Source organism: Salimicrobium halophilum, from assembly GCF_900100295.1.
Lineage (GTDB): Bacteria > Bacillota > Bacilli > Bacillales > Halobacillaceae > Salimicrobium > Salimicrobium halophilum.
Genome location: NZ_FNEV01000004.1, coordinates 97,632 through 116,419, shown reverse-complemented (window position 1 = coordinate 116,419; position 18,788 = coordinate 97,632). Strand labels below are relative to the sequence as shown.

Here is an 18,788-nt window from a genome sequence, read left to right as displayed (position 1 = left end):
TTAGTATGTGAATTATTACACTTCCATTTGTTATAATGGACGTGTATTTTGAAAACGCATTCATATAGGAGGGGAATCATTTGAAAAAAATTGGGTGGTTAAGTGCAGGAGCTCTTGTTCTTGGAATGGTGCTCCCTACTGCCGGACTCTCGGCTCAGGAAAACGGGGACGAAGTGAATCTCAGGCTGATGGAAACGACGGATATCCACAGCAACGTGATGAACTTCGATTATTTCAGTGGAACCAGTGACGATACCGTGGGACTGGTGAAAGTGGCTAGTCTGATTGAAGAAGCGGAAGGGGAAGCCCCGAACAACGTTCTTATTGATAACGGGGACCTTATTCAGGGGAATCCTCTTGCGGACTATGTGCATAACAAAAAGGTCCTCGACGAAGAAGGAAACATACACCCGGTGTATAAAGCTATGAATCTATTGGATTACGATGCCGGGAACTACGGAAACCATGAATTCAACTATGGTCTCGAATACTTAAGTCAGGCGACAGACGGATCGGACTTCCCTTATGTCAATGCGAACGTTTATAAAGCGGATGATGATGACGATCCGACCAACAATGAAAACTATTTCGACCCTTATGTCATCCTTGATAAGGAAGTGACGGATGAAGACGGGGACACTCATACGATCCAGGTAGGGGTCATCGGGTTCACTCCGCCACAGATTATGCAGTGGGATAAGGACAAGCTTCAAGGCAAGGTCGAAACACGTGACCTGAAAGAAACGGCAGAAAAGTTCATTCCGGAAATGAAAGAAGCCGGAGCTGACGTGATTGTCGGTGTCCCGCACTCCGGACTCGGTAATACAGAGGATTATATCAAGGGAGCAGAGAACCAGACGTATCAACTGACGACGGTGGACGGGTTTGATGCTTTACTATTCGGACACTCCCATCAGGCGTTTCCGAGTGAAGATTATGCAGGGCTCGATGGGATGGCAGGTGTCGACCTTGAAAAAGGTACGATCAACGGCGTTGCTGTCGCACAGGCCGGATTCTGGGGCTCGCACCTCGGGGTTGTAGACTTGTCTCTTGAATATCAGAACGGGGAGTGGACGGTTGCGGATCAACAGTCTGAAGTCCGTGCCATCTATGACTCCGAGAACGGCGAATCGCTGGTAGATAACCACGAAGGTGTGGAGGATGCTGTAGAAGAGGACCATGAAGCGACTCAGGACTATGTTGCTACACCGGTCGGTGAAACGGAAGTACCGCTATACAGTTATTTCTCTCAAGTGCTCGACGATCCGACCGTACAGATTGTAAATGATGCACAGAAACAATACGTGGAGAAATATATTCAGGGAACGGAATATGACGGACTGCCTGTCCTTTCAGCGGCCGCACCATTCAAAGCCGGTCGTGACGGAGTCAGTGACTTTACGGATATCGAAGCAGGAGATCTTGCTATCAAAGATACGACCTCCTTGTATAAATATCCGAACACGGTACGTGCCGTGAAAATCAACGGAGCTCAGGTCATCGAGTGGCTGGAGTGGAGTGCCGGTCAGTTCAATCAGATCGATCCTGAGGAAGAAGGACCGCAACAGCTCGTGAAAGAAAATACGAGTACGGAGCCAGGATTCCCGAGTTACAATTTTGACGTGATCGATGGTATCACCTATGAGATTGACGTAACGGAACCTGCCCGTTACAACAATGACGGAGAACAGATCAACGATAGTCACCGCATTGAAAATGTACAGTATCAGGGAGAGGCGATTGATCCGGACCAGGAGTTTCTCGTCGCGACGAACAACTACCGGGCAAACATGAAATTCGCCAATCCTGATGGGGATAATGTTGTCATCGAGTCCCCGGATGAGAACAGACAGGTGCTCGTCAACTATATCCAGGGTAACGAAAGCATCAACCCGAAAGCTGATGAGAACTGGTCCTTCGCTCCGATCGAAGGAGACCCGACCTTAACGTTCACTTCCGCTCCTGGCGGACAGAAGTACTCCGAAGACATCGATTCGATTACCTATCAAGAAACGAAGGACGACGGATTTGCGACATATGAGTTCAACCTGCCTGAGGAAGAACAGACTGGTTCGATGTTTGAAGACGTACCGGAGGATCATCACTTCGCTCCCTACATCTATCCACTGACAGATCTTGGTGTGATTAAGGGGTACAGCAAATCGGAATTCCGTCCCGATACAGAAGTGACTCGTGCCCAGTTCGCAGCGTTCATTTCGCGCGCATTGGATCTTGAAGCAGAAGGGGAGCTTCCGTTTACGGATGTGAATGACAGATTCGGTGATGAAGTGACCGCAGTACATGAAGCCGGAATCACGAACGGGTATACAGAAACGACGTTCCGCCCGGATGAAAATATCACGAGGGAACAGATGGCGACGATGCTGATGCGCGCTTATAATCTGTATCACGACGTAGACTATGAAGCAGAAGAAGATCACATTTTCGAAGATGAAGGACATATTCGCAAAGAATTCGATCCTTATATCAATGCAGCACATGAACTTGGAATCATGGAAGGTCAGGAGAACAATATCTTCCGTCCGAAAGATGCTGCGAATCGTGAAGAAGCAGCGAAAGTCATTTACCAGATTATGCAATGATTTTTGACCTGAAGAAGGTCCGGAGTTTCTCCGGGCCTTTTAGGTAGGAAAAAATCCATTTTCACCGAAAATATTCCTCGATCCCTTTGTTTCTGCATCTTTTTTGATGCTATAATTGTAACGGAAAACGAAAACTGATGGATTTTGTAGGAAATTAGCCTCTTGTCTGAAAACTCTAATTATGGGATTCTGAATGTAAAAGCAGGAGGGTGGTCGGGATGCAGAAGTATTGGACAGGCGGATTATTTTTGTTGTTGCTGGGTCTTACCAACCCCGCACAGACGGTATCGGAAACATGGCCGGAGAAAGAAGTCTCGATTGAGAAGCCCTGGACGATTGAATTCAACCAGACGATGGATGAGGAAATGCTGGAAAATAACAACTATATCGGAATCAGAGAACCGGATGGTACGTTTCATCCTTTGGAAAGGACAGTGAACGGCAATTCTGTTCGCCTGGAGCCGGAAGTTTTTTACGAAGACGGGCAAACGTATGAGCTGTTCATTTCACCGGAGCTTCAGTCGGAAACCGGTGAAACGATCAAAACAGGGGTAGTGCAGACGTTCAAAGCCGATTATGAGGTGTCTGAATTTGAGCGTGAAGTCGTGGATCTGACGAATGAAGAACGGAAACAGCATGGTCTTGATCCTCTCGAGTTGAATGAAGAACTGAGTAAAGTGGCGAAAGAAAAATCGAGGGACATGCATGAAAATCAATACTTCGATCATCAGTCTCCGACGTATGGCTCTCCGTTCACTATGATGAACGAGTTCGGATTCGATTATGCAGCGGCAGGCGAGAATATCGCTGCCGGTCAGGTTAGTCCGGAAGAGGTCGTCGCGGCCTGGATGAATAGCGAAGGTCACCGTGAGAATATCCTTAATGATGCTTATGATGAAATCGGAGTCGGATATCTGGATAGTGACGGGGAATATGTGACCTACTGGACGCAAATGTTTTATACGCCAAAGCAATGAAAAGGTTAGAAGAAGCGATGAAAAGGAACACTACATCCCAGTAGTGTTCTTTTTTGACGAAGGAGAGTGCCTATGTACATAAAAGAATTGATGGATATGGATGGATTGGGTCAGTTGAAAATGATAGAGAACGGGGCTTTGTCGAAAGAAGAAGTGACAGCTCATTATAGGACGATTACAGAACAGAGGAATCCTTCTCTGAACGCCATCGTTCATGATGTGGAAAAAGCGGAGTACGACGCATCCGGTTTCTTCAAAGGGCTGCCTTTTCTGATCAAGGACTTGAATGCCGTTAAGGGGGCTCCATTGACTTACGGATCGAAAGTGATGGACGGGTTCATTGCGCCGGCAGATGATGAGTTGGTCCGCCGCTATAAAAAGGCAGGGCTCCACATAACGGGAAAAACGAACACACCTGAGTTCGGCTTTACGCCTGCGACCGAATCGCAGTTTCTCGGAGAAACGATCAACCCATGGGATCCGGAAAGGTCACCGGGGGGATCCAGTGGAGGAGCAGCGGTAGCTGTAGCGACCGGTATGGCTCCTTTTGCCCACGGGAGTGATGGTGGTGGATCCATCCGAATCCCTGCTTCAAATACTGGAACGTTCGGATTCAAGCCGACCCGGGGGCGTTCCCCACTTACGATGTATTTGAACAGTCTGTCGGTTCAGCATGCCATCACGACTTCGGTACGCGACAGCGCGGCTTTGCTCGACGCAATCGAAGGACCTGTACCGGGCACCGGATACAGCATGCCTCCGAAGGAACAATCGTTTCTCGAAGCTTCGAATGAATCACCTGGTCGTTTAAAAATCGCTTATGCTCCGTATATCCCGGGGGCTATCTCCATTGAAGAGGATGTTCAGGGAGTGATCCGGGAGACCGCCAGAAAATGCGAGGCTCTCGGTCATGAGGTCGAAGAGGTATATCCGGACTTCGATCACGACGGGATGATGGAGGCTTACTTATATTTATGGGTGATTGGTGGGGCGCTTAGCGTAGAGAAAGCGGCAGCGGCTAATAATCGGACTGCAGAAGCTCCTCATATAGAGAGGATGCTTTCGACATTACGTCAGAAAGCGGCAGGTTACAGTGCGCTCGACTATGAACGTGCCCGGGAGAAGGTGTTTCAGGAAACTGAGAAGATCGACCGCTTTTTCAAAACGTACGATGTTCTCCTGAATCCGGTCAATCATACAAAGGCTCTTCCTCTTGGTTGCTATAACGGTGAAGAGAAGACGATTGATGAAATATTGGCGGTTTCTGAAGTGTACGCCTATGTTGCTCCTATCGCTAATATGACGGGACAGCCGGCGATGAGTGTCCCGCTATACTGGACGAAAGAAAACCTCCCGATAGGCTCCCATTTTTCTGCAAGGCACGGTAGAGATGATGTGCTGTTCCAATTGGCCCGCCAACTGGAAGATGCTTATCCCTGGAGCGGAAAGTATAAAGAAATAAGAGAGTAAAAGAGGTATATCGCTTTAAAAGCGATATATCTTTTTTCTTGTTTTTTTAGTATAACTGTTATATTATAAGTATAACAAAAGAATATGGAGGTGAAAGGATGATTGTCCATATAGATTTGGAGTCGAAGGATCCGATCTACACTCAGGTGCGCAACCAAATCGTTGAAGGAATTGCAGGCGGAAAGCTGAAAGCAGGGGAACGTCTCCCTTCCGTACGGGCTATGGCTTCTGACCTGGGGATCAACTTGCATACGGTGAATAAGGGGTACAAGCAACTTGAAAAAGAAGGGTTTCTGAACATCCACCGTCAACGTGGCGTTGTTATTGCTCCGGAGGGAATTACCAAAGCGGATGCGGGATATTGGGAAGAGTTGCGTCATGGAACGAGACCTATTGTCGCTGAAGCGATTTGTCGAGGCGTATCGGAAGCGGAGCTGATTGAAATGATCAGGGACACTTATCGTTCTTTCGGAAAAGGAGGGGAAACGAATGGAAATGGTGATCATTAGTTTGATTTTGCTGCCGGTTTACGTTTCGGTGATTTTCATACCATATTGGACGAGGAAAACAGAAAGCTTCGGAGTGTCGATTCCGGAACGTGTGTATAACGATGAGCGATTGAAAAGCATGAGAAAAACCTATGCATTCTGGATGACGATGGTAAGTGCCGTCCATTTTGCGGTCACCTTTCTGCTTATGAGTATGGTAGAAGTGACCGACGATGCTTGGGGTATACTCTTTTCTTTGCTGCTTTTTATTTACATTGCTGTATCCTTCGTTCTTTATTACTTGATTCATCGAAGGATGAAAGTTCTGAAAGAGAAAGAACAGTGGATGAAAGAGCGGCAGAGAGTAACGACGGATCTGTCTTTCAGGGAACAGAAACTGACCTATTCTTCATGGTGGTTCATCATTCCTTTCCTTATCGCCATATTCACTATCCTGTTTACCATCCGTATGTATCCGCAAATGCCGGAGGAACTTCCGATGCAGTATGGATTGAACGGCGAAGTGACCAATGTGGCTGAGAAATCGTACCGTTCTGCTCTGATGCTGCCGATGGTGCAACTGTATCTGACCGGGATATTCTTCTTTGTGAATACAGTCATCGGACGCGCGAAACAACAGACCAGCGCTGAGAACCCGGAGAAATCCGTTCAGCAGCAGGTCATTTTCCGTCGCCGCTGGTCTTTGTTCACCATCCTATCCTCGATCCTTTTAACGCTTATCTTCATCGTTCCTCCTATTTCGTTCGTGTATGAGCTGCCACCGATGCTGATGATGATCATTCCGATGGCCGCAGCGATCGGGATTGTCATTGGGGCGATCATCCTGAGTGCGACAACGGGACAGGGAGGAAGCAGAGTTTCCACCGTCGCAGGTAAGGATGCGGAAGTTGTAGATAGAGACGATGATCGCTACTGGAAACTCGGGCAGATCTATTTCAATCCGAACGATCCTTCCATTTTCTTAGAGAAACGGTTCGGAGTCGGTTGGACTGTGAACTTCGCAAGACCGCTTGCCTGGGTGTTCCTGCTGGGTATCATAGGTATCGCAGTTCTTCTTCCAGTCGTCTTTGGATAAAAATATCGAAATAAAAATAACCGGCCGGGACCCCCGGTCGGTTATTTCGTATACCATTTATAAAGTTTTTTCGGGCGTCCGATTTTCTGGTGACTGATCACCTGTTTCACTTGTCCCTCTTCGAGCAAGTGCATCAGGTAACGATAGACGGTAGGGTAGGCAAGGCCGATATCCTTGGAGATGACATCCACCGAGGAAGGGTCTGACTGGTTCTTTAAGTGATCAGCGATAATATCGAGGGTGTTCTTACTGATACCTTTCGCTGTATAGACTTCTTCGCTTTCTTCCTGAGCGGACCGCATGTTGGCGAGTTGGGCATGCAGTTGGATTCTCGAGATAAGATCGGGAGCTTTGACGGGCTTCAACGCGAAATCGGTAGCTCCTTCTTCCAAAAAGCGGTCGGCGATTTCCTGGCGTTCGTCTACGGTCAGCACAAGGATCGGAACCTGTTGATTGTGTTTTCTCATTTCTTTGACCGTCTGTAGTCCATCCATTTCGGGCATGTGATAATCTACGAGAATGACGTCGAAGTCTTCAGCGTGGAATTTTTCGACTCCTTCCCGTCCGTTGATGGCTGTATCGGAATCCCAACCGGCATGGTTACAGAATTCCGTCAGCATGTAACGCAAGGATTCGTCGTTATCAATGATCAGTATTTTCATAGCGCGTTCTCTCCTTAGGGAAATGTATCCAGAATGTCGTGCCGATTCCCGGCTCACTTTCGATGTCCAGCACGGCTCCGTGCTCTTCAATGACATTTTTGACGAATGATAGACCGACCCCAGGGTGATTCTTCGTACTGAAGCCGGCGTTCCAGATTTTTTGGATATCTCTGTTGCTGATGCCGGGGCCATTGTCTTCTATACCGATCCAGATGCCGGATGGATCGACTTCGGTGCGTATAAGAACCTGGGCATCTTTCTGGCCTTCTACCGCATCGCCGGCGTTATCGATCAAATTGACGATAGCACGGGTCATGCGGATTTTATTTATATAGATTTCCATGTCACTCGGGGCCTGAAGATCGAATTGATAGATGGTGGACGACTCAGAGAGTTTGTTCTGCCGCACGTATTCGACCAGCGTATGCAGCGAGCACCAGTTCTTCTTCTCATCGTATAAAATTTCCGAGACCATATCGCTCGTAGCACGGATCGAGTCGGAAATTTTTCCGGTATAGGTCTGGATGTCGGGATCCGAAGATTTCATCTGGATCAAAGAATTCAGACCTTCCATCAGCGATAATGGCGTCTTCAGGTCATGGACGAGGTGTAACACTTCCCGTCCGCTGCGTGCTTCCACCATTTCAAGCCGGGCGGATTCGAGGTCTTTCCGTATTTTCCACTTCTGCTCGACGACCGTCAAATAGACGGCGAATACGAGGGCGTGTACAATGAAGACAGCGGAAAATAGAAGGCTGTATAGGGACAGGGTCTGATCGAAACCGATTGACACCGCTGTATCTTTGACGAGCGAGGAGACTTCTCCTCCTCCGAAGCCGTAGGCGGTAAGGGCCGGCACGATATCTAGCCACTGATAGCCGAATAATAGCTGGGAGAAGACGAATGACATGAACAGAGGCCGCATGTTTTGCCTTCCGAACAGCTGAAGAAATAGTATAGATAATAATAGCAGAATCGCCGGTCCACCGAAATGATAATTCATGGAATAATAGCTGTTGATGAGGAAATAAACCAGCGGAATGACGATCAATGGAACTGCGATCTTCAGCCCGGGCCGGTCATACTTTCTCCCGAGGGCATCGCCCAGCAATAAGGCACCGAGATAGTGAGGCAATGCTCTTAACGTGTTCAGAAAAACGAGCAGAAGAGCCGTGAGCATTAAAGAGTTCCCATCTGGATCGTTTTCAAGTCTGGTTATCATAGTTCTGAGCCCTACTTGTTCCAGGTCGAACCATAGAGGAAGCAGGATGCCGATGATGATCAGCAGGATGGGGATCCAGAATCTTTTTTTCATGAGGTTAGCCTCCTTTCTGTATCGTTTTGGGTAGCTCGCAGAGGGGTTATGCGACACTTTTTTATAGTCTTATGGCAAAAATCGACCATATGATTTTTAATACGATAATTTTGCCTTTGTCTTATGAAAAAATGGGCTATATCTTTGGATATGATGCATTTTCGCAATAGCGAATTGGATTTATTGTCGAATAACTGCTTCTTGCGCAAAGGTGAGCAGAACAAATCAGAAAAAGGAAAGAGAACCTTTGTCTGACAGTTCTGCTTATGACTAAGGTTTCTAAGCGGGAGGCTGCCACTTTTCTCTCTTAATTATAACTTCGATGAACAGGGGTTGCCATATGATATTGATTATTGATAACTATGATTCTTTTACTTACAACTTATATCAGACATTTTGTGAGGTGGAGGAGGACGTGAGAGTGATCCGAAATGATGCTGTGACTATTGATGAGATAGCTGATATGTCTCCTTCTCTTGTTGTCCTTTCTCCTGGTCCGGGAACACCTGGTACAGCAGGGATCAGTACGGAAATCGTCGAAACGTTTGCCGGCAAGATTCCTTTGTTCGGGGTTTGTCTTGGGCAACAGGTGATTGTCGAAGCGTTCGGAGGAAGAGTGGAGAAGGCGGAGCAGCCGATGCATGGGAAGCGTTCTGCCATAAGGACGGATCAGCGCACGATTTTTTCCCAGTTGCCTCCCACTTTTTCTGTCACCCGTTATCACTCTTTATGCACTCCTCAGAAGTATCTTCCCTCTATGTTCGAAGTGTCCGCTTTGAGTGAAGATCGGACCGTCATGGGCATCCGTCATATCCTTTTTCCGATAGAAGCTGTACAGTTTCATCCGGAAGCGATTCTTACAGAACATGGGAAACTTCTGCTGCAAGAAGCTTACAACCAGGCACTTAAGTGGAAAGGAGGAGCTAAGGGTGAAGTTGCAGTTTCGATTTGAAGAAGAGAATGTTACGTTCACGACTCCCGTAGAAGTGATAGAAGTATATGATGTGGAAGAAGTGGAGCAGGCGTTTCACCACATAGAAAAGTGGCTCGGAAAAGGCTGTTACATAGCGGGATATGTCGCTTACGAAGCGGCACCTGCTTTCGATCCGGCTCTTCAAGTACGCGAGACAGAAGGTCCTTTATTATGGTTCGGAGTATTTGAGGCGCCCGTGAATGAAGAAGAAGAGCCCCGCGGCACTTATGAAATTTCAGAATGGCAGCTCGACGCCGACTTCGAATCCTATCAGCAGGGTATTTCCGATATCAAGAACGCCATCGAAAATGGGGACACCTATCAGGTTAATTACACCGCCAGATGGAAGGCTGCTTTCAAAGGGGATTCCTACACATTTTTTGAAAAATTGGCCCGTCGTCAACAGGGGCGTTACAGCGCGTATCTGGAAACGGGGACACGAACGATTCTCTCAGCTTCTCCGGAACTCTTTTTCAAGAAAGAAAAGGGGACGATCACGACCAGACCTATGAAAGGTACGGCGGCAAGAGGGAAGACATTCGCTGAAGACATCAGGAAAAAAGAGCGGCTCGCTGCTTCAGAGAAAGAGCAGGCCGAAAACGTCATGATCGTTGATTTACTTAGGAACGACATCGGGCGCATCGCCGGGAAGGTGAGGGTACCGCGATTATTTTCCATAGAAACGTACCCGACCGTTCATCAGATGACGTCCACGGTGGAAGGGGAAATCAGAGAGAATAGTACCGTTTGGGAATTGTTCGAAGCCCTATTTCCCTGTGGTTCTATTACCGGGGCGCCGAAAGTGAAAACGATGGAGTATATCAGCGAACTGGAGGAGACCCCGAGAGATGTGTATTGCGGAGCGATCGGTTATATTACCCCAAAAAAAGATATGATATTCAACGTTCCGATCCGTACGGTGATGATTGAAGAAGGGGAAGCCATTTACGGTTCAGGCGGAGGAATTACGTGGGACTCGCAAACCTCTTCCGAATACGAAGAGATGAAGACGAAAGCGAAACTTTTGGATGCTGAATTCCCGGAGTTCGATCTTTTGGAAACGATGCGTTTAGCAAATCGAGAATTTCCGCTTCTGGAGCGTCATTTGAATCGGTTGAAAAGCAGCGCTGCTTACTTTTCTTATCCTTTTGATGAGCAACTGATTCGTGAAAGGCTTAAGAATGTCAAAGACGATTGGTCTATAGGCAGGGTCCGCCTCCTTCTGTCAGAAGAGGGGGAAGTTCAGGTGGAGACGTACGAACATAAGGATGAAGATAAGAAATACAGAGCGGTGCTTGCTGAAACGCCGATCAATGCCGAGAATCCGTTTTATTATCACAAAACGACTCATCGCGAGATTTATAACATTCACCCGAAAAAGGGAGCAGATACAGTTCTTCTTTGGAATGAAAGAGAAGAGCTTACGGAGTTCACTTTCGCGAATCTTGTTGTGAAAAAGAACGGAAAGTATGTGACTCCCCCCATCGAGAGCGGGTTGCTGGCTGGGACCAAGCGTGAAGAGCTGCTTGAACAAGGTGAAATTCAGGCAGAGGTCTTATTTGTAGAGGAGCTTTCGGATTTTGAAGAGGTGTGGATGGTGAATGGTCTCCGCGGGTGGATGAAGGTAGAAATGGAAGAATGAAAAAGGTAGAGGGTTCTCCGATTATTCAGGGAAACCTTCTACCTTTTCGTTTCTAAACGTTCTTTTCCGCTTTTCCGTTTAACTCATCGTTTTCTTCTTTGGTGAACGCACGGGAACGAGTGAGGAAGCGTTTGCCTTCCACGCCTTCAAGAGAGAACATGCCCCCGCGTCCTTCTACGACATCGATGATCAACTGGGTGTGCTTCCAGTATTCGAATTGTTTCTTGTGAATGTAAAATGGAACACCTGCGATTTCACCGATTTTTACGTCCTGGGCTCCTACGATCAGGTCACCTTCCGGGTAGCACATCGGAGAGCTTCCGTCACAGCAGCCGCCTGATTGATGGAACATGAGGTCTCCGTGTTTCTCCTTGAGCGTTTCGATCAGCTCCAACGCATCGTCTGTCGCTGTAACTCGTTCAACCATAGTGGTTCATCCTTTCTGGTAGAAAGCTCAATGCTTTCTACCTTATGTTTTGCTTCTAAGCGGGGCTTTTCCGCTTTTCATGTCTAGCTACGAAGAGCAGAAGCCCGAAATATAAGTAGCCACCTCTGTTTCGAGAAAGATCGCTCGAAATCAGAGCCGTCTACTTATATTTGAGCTTCTAAACGCTCTTCTCCGCTTTCCATCTTAGAAAAATCCAAGTTTCTGAGGGCTGTAGCTGACGAGCATGTTTTTCGTCTGCTGGTAGTGGCCGAGCATCATCTTGTGGTTCTCGCGGCCGATTCCGGACATCTTGTAGCCGCCGAATGCAGCGTGAGCTGGGTAGGAGTGGTAACAGTTTGTCCATACACGTCCGGCCTGGATGCCGCGTCCGAAGCGGTAAGCGGTGTTTACGTTACGCGTCCAGATTCCTGCTCCTAGTCCGTAAAGGGTATCGTTGGCGATTTCCATCGCTTCTTCTTCGTCTTTGAACGTCGTCACGGAAAGGACCGGTCCGAAGATTTCTTCCTGGAAGATACGCATGTCGTTGGTTCCTTTGAACACGGTAGGTTTCACGTAATATCCGTCAGAAAGCTCTCCGTCGAGGTGGTTCTGTTCTCCACCGGTCAACAGTTCCGCTCCTTCTTCCTTACCGATCTTAAGGTAAGAGAGAATCTTCTCGAGCTGCTCGGAAGACGCTTGTGCTCCCATAGCTACATTCGGATCGAGCGGGTTGCCGATATTGATCTCTTCTATACGTTTTATCGCCCGGTCCATGAATTCGTCATAGATGGATTCATGCACAAGCGCACGGGAAGGGCATGTACATACTTCACCCTGGTTCAACGCGAACATGATCAGCCCTTCGATCGATTTATCAAGAAAGTCATCGTCTTCCTGCATAATATCCGGGAAGAAGATGTTCGGGGATTTACCACCGAGCTCGAGCGTTACTGGGATGATATTTTGAGACGCGTATTGCATGATCATACGACCTGTTGTCGTTTCGCCGGTAAATGCGACCTTTTGGATGTCCGGATGCTGAGCCAGAGGCTTCCCTGTTTCAAGACCGAAGCCGTTGACGATGTTCAGCACTCCTGCCGGGAGCAGATCCTCGATCATCTCAAGGAGATAAAGGATGGAAACAGGTGTCTGTTCCGCCGGTTTCAATACGACGCAGTTTCCTGCTGCCAGAGCTGGAGCCAGTTTCCAGGTTGCCATGAGGATAGGGAAGTTCCACGGAATAATCTGTCCGACGACGCCGATAGGTTCATTGAAGTGATAGGCGACCGTGTCGTTGTCGATTTGTCCAATCGTTCCTTCTTCGGCACGGATCGCTCCTGCGAAGTAGCGGAAGTGGTCGATGGCGAGTGGAATGTCTGCGTTGAGGGTTTCGCGGACAGCTTTTCCGTTTTCCCAAGTTTCAGCGATTGCCAGATTTTCGAGATTCTCTTCCATACGATCAGCGATTTTATTAAGTATATTGGCCCGTTCAGCGACGGATGTAGCGCCCCAGGCAGCCTTTGCTTTATGAGATTCTTCTACAGCTTTATTGATATCTTCTTCCGTTGAGCGTGCTACTCTGGTAAAGTTTTTGCCGGTTACCGGAGACACGTTATCGAAGTACTGCCCTTTTTCTGGAGCAGTCCATTTCCCTCCGATGTAGTTCTCGTATTGTTCTTTGAATTGTACGGGTGACCCTTCTGTGTTCGGATTCTGATAGACCATTCAATCATTCCTCCTGTGCTCTTTTTGAAAACGGTTACAAATAGAATTTATCACGGAGCCGAAATATTGTCAATTATCTGAAAAAGTGAGAGATTCCTTCTATGGCCCGACTTCACAGGAATGATCTAAAAGCTTCAGCGGTCTTCCCTAAGCTGATATAATAATAGAAGGAGAAAGGGGAGAATACGGATGGAGAAAAGAGTGATGCTCGTAGATGGAATGGCTCTATTATTCCGTGCGTTCTACGCAACTGCTATGAGCAATTATTATATGATCAATTCGAAAGGTGTTCCTACCAATGCGGTATATGGAATGGTGAAGCACCTTTTTACAGCAGCCCGAGTGTATGAACCTACTCATATCGTCGCCTGCTGGGACATGGGGAGTAAAACGTTCCGGAATGATTTGTTTGAGAGTTACAAGGCCAATCGCAGTGCTCCACCGGAAGAGATGATTCCACAGTTCGATCTTGCGAAGGAAGTGACGGAAGCTCTCAATATCCCGAATGTCGGGATGGCAGGTTATGAAGCGGACGATTGTATCGGAACGCTCAGCAGTCATTACCGTGAAGAAGCGGAAGTGATGATTCTTACCGGGGACCAGGACATGCTCCAGCTTCTTCAGCCTAATGTTTCCGTGCTTTTATTGAAAAAAGGGTATGGCAACTACGCTGAATATACAGAGGATCGTCTCAAAGAAGAAAAAGGCATAACGCCCCGGCAACTTATCGATCTGAAGGCTTTCATGGGAGACAGCAGTGACAACTATCCAGGAGTCAAAGGGATAGGGGAAAAGACAGCGCTGAAGTTGCTTCACCAGTATGAATCGATCGAAGGGATCCTGGAGAACATCGATTCCCTGACGAAAGGCCAGCGAAGTAAAATCGAGACCGATCTCGAGATGTTGCACTTATCCCGGGATCTTGCTGAAATACGCTGTAATGCAGAAGTTAGTCATCCGCTGGAGGAAGCTTTCTTTGACGTGAAAGAAGAACGGATGGCGGAGAAATTCAATGAGCTGGAGTTCCGGAACTGGCGGAAGAACCTCATATAATACAAAAAAATGCACCCGGCGCCGGGTGCATTTTCGTTTATCTCAATGTTTTCAACGCTTCTTCGATCTGTGTATCGCCACTGATCACTTCGAACGTTTTATGGTAGGCGTTCGGCTCCTGAAGAGCAGCAATGATCGTTTTCGCGACATCCGCACGAGGAATTTCACCGAATTCGACGGTATCTCCCACTTGGATTTTGCTAGTAGATTCACCGTGCGTCAGCCCTCCTGGACGGACGATTGTGTAATCGAGTTCTGTGCTCTGCAGATATTCATCCGCTTTGCCTTTCGCTTCCATGTAATGACGCATATCTTCACCCACGCGACTTGGGTCACCAGCTGCAATCGAGCTCAACATAACGAACTTCGTCATACCGAATTTCTCTGTATTCTTCACGAGATTGATCGCGCCTTCCTGGTCGACAGCTACAGTCTGTTCAGGGCCTGTGCTGGAGCCGGAACCGGCTGCGAATATGACAGCGTCCATGCCTTTCACGGCGTGTCCTACATCTTTCGTAAGGTCCGCTAACACAGGGATACCTCCGAGAGATTCAATCGTCGCTTTCTGTTCTTCTTTACGGACCATTCCATACGGTTCATGGCCGTCTTCTTTTAGATATTGTACGAGCAAACGTCCTGTATGTCCGTTTGCACCAGCTACTAGTACTTTCATAAGTAAATCAAAGCTCCCTTCCGTAAGTTTGCTTGCTCTACTTACATATCCGCTTCTCAGAAGGTTTAAACATGTCCGCTGGAAAAACATAGTTCCTGATAGTTGCAGGAAGCACAGATCCGCTCGTCCTGCTGCATCGGAAAAGCCGTAAGAGGAAGAGGGGCATTCTGCTCCGTGTCTTCCATGTAACGCTGCATTTCCTGTAGGCTCCGGTCGAAAATCTCCTGGACTTGATGGAGGTCCTCTTCCCTCAGCTGGTATTCCGTTGTTTCCCCGTCCAAAAGGTACTCGTTACGTACGACTATATCGTTTAGAGACTCTAAGGGTAAGGTATGTTTGACGTAAAGAGCATAGAGCGCGAGCTGGTTCCGGTCTTCATCCGTCTGCTTTCCGGTTTTCCAGTCGACGATGACCCATTTTCCGGTTTCGAAATGGTAATACAATAAGTCCATCACGACGAAAACTTTCACACCGTCGATCCGGAGGTAGCGGAATTTCTCGGATTCGATGAAATCTGTTTCCTGACTCTTGAGCATATCGCGGAAGGTAGGACTCGCGAAGAAATTCTTCAGGACGATTTCCAGGCGGGAGCGGATTTTCGTGATTTTTTCATCAGGTACGTTATTTCCGTAATAGACTTCATGGAGCATCGTATAATCCTTCGGCCTGCGCCACCACATATATTCCCGCTCATGCGAGTCACGATAGGCCAGATTCAGGCCACGCCGGATGAAGTCTTTCATTTTCTCTTCTTCCGGGACTTTCCCCGTTTTCCGGTAGTGGGTGACCGCCCTTTCGATGGCGTCGTGGACGATGCTTCCGAAGTGCATTTCAAGATTCGTGATTTTTTTGAGCCTGTAGGTCTGTTGCGATAAACTGTCTATATCATGAAGCCACCCGTTATGAGAGGTATAATAGTGATAGGCGTATTTACGTGCGCAAGTCATTAATGTTTTATGCCTGGCAATGGACCAGGATAATTCGGGATATTTGGCCATAGTCACCCTCCTTCAATTCATTATAGTAGAAAAAGATAGAAAGGTGGAAGGATAATGATACCACGAACGCTCACGATTGCCGGTTCTGCCAGTCAGGGGAGTGCCGGCATTCAGGCAGATCTGAAAACATTCGAAGAGTTCGACGTGTACGGAATGAGTGCTGTCACTGCACTGGTCGCCAATAATTCGATTACAGAGCAGGGAGTCTTCACTCAAAGCACGGAAGCTGTGGAAGCACAGATCCATGCATCGATGGAACACGTCGGGGTGGATGCCCTGAAGACGGGGATGTTGTTCACGGAAACGATCATCGAAAAGACGGCAGACCTTCTGGAGCAGTATAAAGGAGCGCCGTACGTCCTTGATCCGGTGATGATCGGCAAAATGGGGACGCAGCTGTTGAAGGATGAAGCGATTGAGAGTATGAAAAGCCGGCTGATTCCGAAGGCGACCGTTCTTACACCGAATTTGCAGGAAGCAGGAAAGCTTCTGGGGGAGAAAGTGACTGAAACGATAGAGGAGATGGAAGAGGCCGTCAAAAAATTGCATGCCCTTGGTGCTGATTATGTGCTCATCAAAGGAGGGGCCCTTTCTGATTATCCGGCTGTGGATCTTCTCTATGACGGAGAAAAAGTGACGGAATATCGCTCGGAACGGATTGATACGGTTCATACGAGTGGTGCCGGGTGTACGTACTCCGCCGCTATTACGGCAGGGTTAGCAAAAGGGAATTCTGTAGAAGAAGCGGTGGGGGAAGCGAAGCGTTTCGTAACGGAAGCGATCCGTCACGCGCTTTCTTTTGAGAGAGGGATCGGATCGACTTATCACGCGGCTTCCAGGTTGAAATAAGCATGTTTCGCTGAGGATTCAGCATGTTTTTGTAGTTTTTGAGCATGTTTCAAGCAATTATGAGCAAAAAAGCAGCACCCGGATGAGTTCAGGGTGCTGCTTATAACTTATGCTTTTGTTTTCGTATATTTATCGATTTGTGTCTCAAGTTCAGGATCCCAGCGGTTCTCCGGGTGCTCCTTGCACTCGGCTGTGCATGCTGCGTGATATTCTTTCTCACAATCTTCACAGCATACATACTGACGGTTACATACAGGGTTCGAGCAGTTGATCATACGGTCTTCTTTGTTGCCGCAATGTTCACACTCTGCTACAACCACTTCTTCTTTCTGGTTGATCGGGACGGAAATACGTTCATCGAAGACGTACATTTTACCGTCGAACAATTCACCCTGTACTTCCGGATCTTTACCATACGTTGTAATACCGCCTTCAAGTTGATAGACTTCTTCTACGCCATTCTTCTTCAGGATTCCGGTGAGTTTCTCACAGCGGATGCCGCCTGTGCAGTACGTAAGAACTTTTTTGTCCTTCCATTCATCCGCCTTCTCAGCTACCCATTCCGGGAATTCACGGGAGAAGTTCACCTCTGGACGGATGGCGTTGCGGAAGTGGCCGATACGGTATTCGTATTCGTTTCTTCCATCGATGACGATCGTGTCTTCATCCTTCAGCATTTCGTTGAATTCTTTCGGCTTCAGATGTTGTCCGCCGAATGTTTTCGGATCGATGTCATCGTCGTCGATACTCCAGTTGACGAGTTCCGGCTTCACGCGGCAGTGCATTTTCTTGAACGCATGCCCTTCGTGTTCATCTATTTTGAAATGAATGTCAGCGAAACGTTCGTCGGAGCGTACATATTCCATATACTCCTCAACCTGCTCCACAGTTCCGGAAACCGTACCATTCATCCCTTCAGGCGCTATAATGATGCGTCCCTTCAAGCCAAGGTCTTTACAGAACTGTAGATGGTCAGCACAATATTCCTCATAATCCGGCAAATCAACATATTTGTAATACAGAAGAACTCGGTAATCTGAGCTCATGATGATTCCTCCTATTTTCTATTCTTATATAGGTAAAAAATTAAGTGTAATCATAATTGTCCATCATTCATCATATGCGATTTTCCCTATAAATTCAAATAGAAAATCTGTGAACATCGTTATTTTATAGAAGCGCCAAGAGAGGATTCGAAATGACCGAGCGCCCATTCATGACCCGTCTGGTTGAAAGAAGCGACAGCGTTTTGATATATGGTAATCGGGTAACCTAGGTTATAGGCATCAACTGCTGTGTGAAGTACACAGATATCTGTACAGACCCCAGTCAAATGTATTTCCGTTACGCCTCTTTCTTTAAGCAAAAGCTCGAGTGGAGTACCGGCGAAGGCGCTATAACGTGTTTTGTCGAGATAGTGGACAAAGTCTTCCGCTTTATAATGGTCATATTCTTCTTTGACTTTTCCGTATAGCTCTCTTCCGTTCGTACCTACGATGTTGTGGGGAGGAAATAGCTTGGTTTCAGGGTGAAAGGGATCGTTCTTTTTATGTGCATCGATCATAAAGAAAATGTCTTCTTTATTTTCGGCGAATTCTTTTATGTGTCCTGCGATTTGATTTTCGATATTCCGCCCCGGCTCTCCACACGTCAATGCACCGTTTTCAGCGACAAAATCATTGGTGTAATCTACGACTAATAAAGCTTTCTTCATGGAATGACCTCTCCTTTAACATGTGTATATACACATGTTAACAAACTTTTTGACAAATATCTAAATGAAAGGGTTGTCATTCTTGTATATACAAATTATAATATGAAGTATAAGATGTATATA

General features: G+C 47.3%; 17 protein-coding genes. 9 read left to right on the top strand and 8 right to left on the bottom strand.

Annotated elements, in window-relative coordinates; translation table 11 throughout:
- The first annotated feature begins 80 nt into the window (after nt 1-80).
- The 5 genes from BLQ44_RS07765 (at nt 81) to BLQ44_RS07745 (ending at nt 6,634) form a co-directional block, all read left to right on the top strand.
- The gene (locus BLQ44_RS07765; protein ID WP_245688130.1) at nt 81-2,603 is read left to right on the top strand and encodes a bifunctional 2',3'-cyclic-nucleotide 2'-phosphodiesterase/3'-nucleotidase; all 2,523 of its coding nucleotides are present in this window, start codon (nt 81-83) and stop codon (nt 2,601-2,603) included.
- 218 nt (nt 2,604-2,821) lie between these two features.
- Nucleotides 2,822-3,580 (top strand): CAP domain-containing protein, encoded by a 759-nt coding sequence (locus tag BLQ44_RS07760; protein ID WP_176757469.1) that lies wholly within the window; start codon nt 2,822-2,824, stop codon nt 3,578-3,580.
- A 72-nt stretch (nt 3,581-3,652) separates the two neighbouring features.
- On the top strand, nt 3,653-5,050 hold the full coding sequence (locus BLQ44_RS07755; RefSeq protein WP_093193329.1) for an amidase: 1,398 nt from the start codon (nt 3,653-3,655) through the stop codon (nt 5,048-5,050).
- A gap of 98 nt (nt 5,051-5,148) precedes the next feature.
- Nucleotides 5,149-5,559 (top strand): GntR family transcriptional regulator, encoded by a 411-nt coding sequence (locus BLQ44_RS07750; RefSeq protein WP_093193328.1) that lies wholly within the window; start codon nt 5,149-5,151, stop codon nt 5,557-5,559.
- Nucleotides 5,540-6,634 (top strand): DUF1648 domain-containing protein, encoded by a 1,095-nt coding sequence (locus tag BLQ44_RS07745; protein WP_093193327.1) that lies wholly within the window; start codon nt 5,540-5,542, stop codon nt 6,632-6,634. The genes BLQ44_RS07750 and BLQ44_RS07745 overlap by 20 nt, the downstream gene beginning before the upstream one ends.
- Nucleotides 6,635-6,675: 41 nt before the next feature.
- Here the strand turns inward: BLQ44_RS07745 and BLQ44_RS07740 are convergent, their stop codons facing one another.
- Both BLQ44_RS07740 and BLQ44_RS07735 read right to left on the bottom strand, forming a co-directional pair.
- On the bottom strand, nt 6,676-7,296 hold the full coding sequence (locus tag BLQ44_RS07740) for a response regulator (protein WP_093193326.1): 621 nt from the start codon (nt 7,294-7,296) through the stop codon (nt 6,676-6,678).
- Nucleotides 7,277-8,611: a sensor histidine kinase gene (locus tag BLQ44_RS07735; RefSeq protein ID WP_093193325.1), complete on the bottom strand. Its 1,335-nt coding sequence runs from the start codon at nt 8,609-8,611 to the stop codon at nt 7,277-7,279. The genes BLQ44_RS07740 and BLQ44_RS07735 overlap by 20 nt, the downstream gene beginning before the upstream one ends.
- Before the next feature lie 322 nt (nt 8,612-8,933).
- Here BLQ44_RS07735 and BLQ44_RS07730 point away from each other — a divergent pair, with 322 nt between their 5' ends.
- The gene (locus tag BLQ44_RS07730) at nt 8,934-9,563 is read left to right on the top strand and encodes an anthranilate synthase component II (protein ID WP_322787521.1); all 630 of its coding nucleotides are present in this window, start codon (nt 8,934-8,936) and stop codon (nt 9,561-9,563) included.
- Complete coding sequence (gene pabB / locus BLQ44_RS07725; RefSeq protein WP_245688129.1) at nt 9,541-11,226, top strand: aminodeoxychorismate synthase component I; 1,686 nt, start codon at nt 9,541-9,543, stop codon at nt 11,224-11,226. The genes BLQ44_RS07730 and pabB overlap by 23 nt, the downstream gene beginning before the upstream one ends.
- Before the next feature lie 52 nt (nt 11,227-11,278).
- Here the strand turns inward: pabB and BLQ44_RS07720 are convergent, their stop codons facing one another.
- Both BLQ44_RS07720 and exaC read right to left on the bottom strand, forming a co-directional pair.
- The gene (locus BLQ44_RS07720) at nt 11,279-11,653 is read right to left on the bottom strand and encodes a DUF779 domain-containing protein (RefSeq protein ID WP_093193322.1); all 375 of its coding nucleotides are present in this window, start codon (nt 11,651-11,653) and stop codon (nt 11,279-11,281) included.
- A 204-nt stretch (nt 11,654-11,857) separates the two neighbouring features.
- Entirely contained in the window at nt 11,858-13,378 is a 1,521-nt protein-coding gene (gene exaC, locus BLQ44_RS07715; protein WP_093193321.1) for an acetaldehyde dehydrogenase ExaC, read from the bottom strand.
- A 189-nt stretch (nt 13,379-13,567) separates the two neighbouring features.
- Here exaC and BLQ44_RS07710 point away from each other — a divergent pair, with 189 nt between their 5' ends.
- Nucleotides 13,568-14,431: a 5'-3' exonuclease gene (locus BLQ44_RS07710; protein ID WP_093193320.1), complete on the top strand. Its 864-nt coding sequence runs from the start codon at nt 13,568-13,570 to the stop codon at nt 14,429-14,431.
- 37 nt (nt 14,432-14,468) lie between these two features.
- On the opposite strand, the gene BLQ44_RS07705 is transcribed toward BLQ44_RS07710, so the two are convergent.
- Nucleotides 14,469-15,104 (bottom strand): SDR family oxidoreductase, encoded by a 636-nt coding sequence (locus tag BLQ44_RS07705; protein WP_093193319.1) that lies wholly within the window; start codon nt 15,102-15,104, stop codon nt 14,469-14,471.
- A gap of 65 nt (nt 15,105-15,169) precedes the next feature.
- Nucleotides 15,170-16,102, bottom strand: a complete 933-nt coding sequence (locus BLQ44_RS07700; protein WP_093193318.1) for a PD-(D/E)XK nuclease family protein — start codon at nt 16,100-16,102, stop codon at nt 15,170-15,172.
- A gap of 54 nt (nt 16,103-16,156) precedes the next feature.
- Between BLQ44_RS07700 and thiD the strand changes: the two genes are divergently transcribed.
- Nucleotides 16,157-16,951, top strand: a complete 795-nt coding sequence (thiD, locus tag BLQ44_RS07695; RefSeq protein WP_093193317.1) for a bifunctional hydroxymethylpyrimidine kinase/phosphomethylpyrimidine kinase — start codon at nt 16,157-16,159, stop codon at nt 16,949-16,951.
- Nucleotides 16,952-17,058: 107 nt separating this feature from the next.
- On the opposite strand, the gene trhO is transcribed toward thiD, so the two are convergent.
- Nucleotides 17,059-18,003, bottom strand: coding sequence for an oxygen-dependent tRNA uridine(34) hydroxylase TrhO (gene trhO / locus BLQ44_RS07690; RefSeq protein WP_407690369.1), 945 nt, complete (start codon nt 18,001-18,003; stop codon nt 17,059-17,061).
- A 113-nt stretch (nt 18,004-18,116) separates the two neighbouring features.
- Nucleotides 18,117-18,665, bottom strand: coding sequence for a cysteine hydrolase family protein (locus BLQ44_RS07685; protein ID WP_093193315.1), 549 nt, complete (start codon nt 18,663-18,665; stop codon nt 18,117-18,119).
- Nucleotides 18,666-18,788: the final 123 nt, after the last annotated feature.

Coding starts and splice junctions, on each gene's coding strand:
- thiD (WP_093193317.1), top strand. CDS start 16,157: ATGATACCACGAACGCTCACGATTGCCGGTTCTGCCAGTCAGGGGAGT.
- BLQ44_RS07710 (WP_093193320.1), top strand. CDS start 13,568: ATGGAGAAAAGAGTGATGCTCGTAGATGGAATGGCTCTATTATTCCGT.
- BLQ44_RS07730 (WP_322787521.1), top strand. CDS start 8,934: ATGAACAGGGGTTGCCATATGATATTGATTATTGATAACTATGATTCT.
- exaC (WP_093193321.1), bottom strand. CDS start 13,378: ATGGTCTATCAGAATCCGAACACAGAAGGGTCACCCGTACAATTCAAA.
- BLQ44_RS07735 (WP_093193325.1), bottom strand. CDS start 8,611: ATGAAAAAAAGATTCTGGATCCCCATCCTGCTGATCATCATCGGCATC.
- BLQ44_RS07700 (WP_093193318.1), bottom strand. CDS start 16,102: ATGGCCAAATATCCCGAATTATCCTGGTCCATTGCCAGGCATAAAACA.
- BLQ44_RS07755 (WP_093193329.1), top strand. CDS start 3,653: ATGTACATAAAAGAATTGATGGATATGGATGGATTGGGTCAGTTGAAA.
- BLQ44_RS07685 (WP_093193315.1), bottom strand. CDS start 18,665: ATGAAGAAAGCTTTATTAGTCGTAGATTACACCAATGATTTTGTCGCT.
- BLQ44_RS07740 (WP_093193326.1), bottom strand. CDS start 7,296: ATGAAAATACTGATCATTGATAACGACGAATCCTTGCGTTACATGCTG.
- BLQ44_RS07760 (WP_176757469.1), top strand. CDS start 2,822: ATGCAGAAGTATTGGACAGGCGGATTATTTTTGTTGTTGCTGGGTCTT.
- BLQ44_RS07750 (WP_093193328.1), top strand. CDS start 5,149: ATGATTGTCCATATAGATTTGGAGTCGAAGGATCCGATCTACACTCAG.
- BLQ44_RS07705 (WP_093193319.1), bottom strand. CDS start 15,104: ATGAAAGTACTAGTAGCTGGTGCAAACGGACATACAGGACGTTTGCTC.
- BLQ44_RS07745 (WP_093193327.1), top strand. CDS start 5,540: ATGGAAATGGTGATCATTAGTTTGATTTTGCTGCCGGTTTACGTTTCG.
- BLQ44_RS07720 (WP_093193322.1), bottom strand. CDS start 11,653: ATGGTTGAACGAGTTACAGCGACAGACGATGCGTTGGAGCTGATCGAA.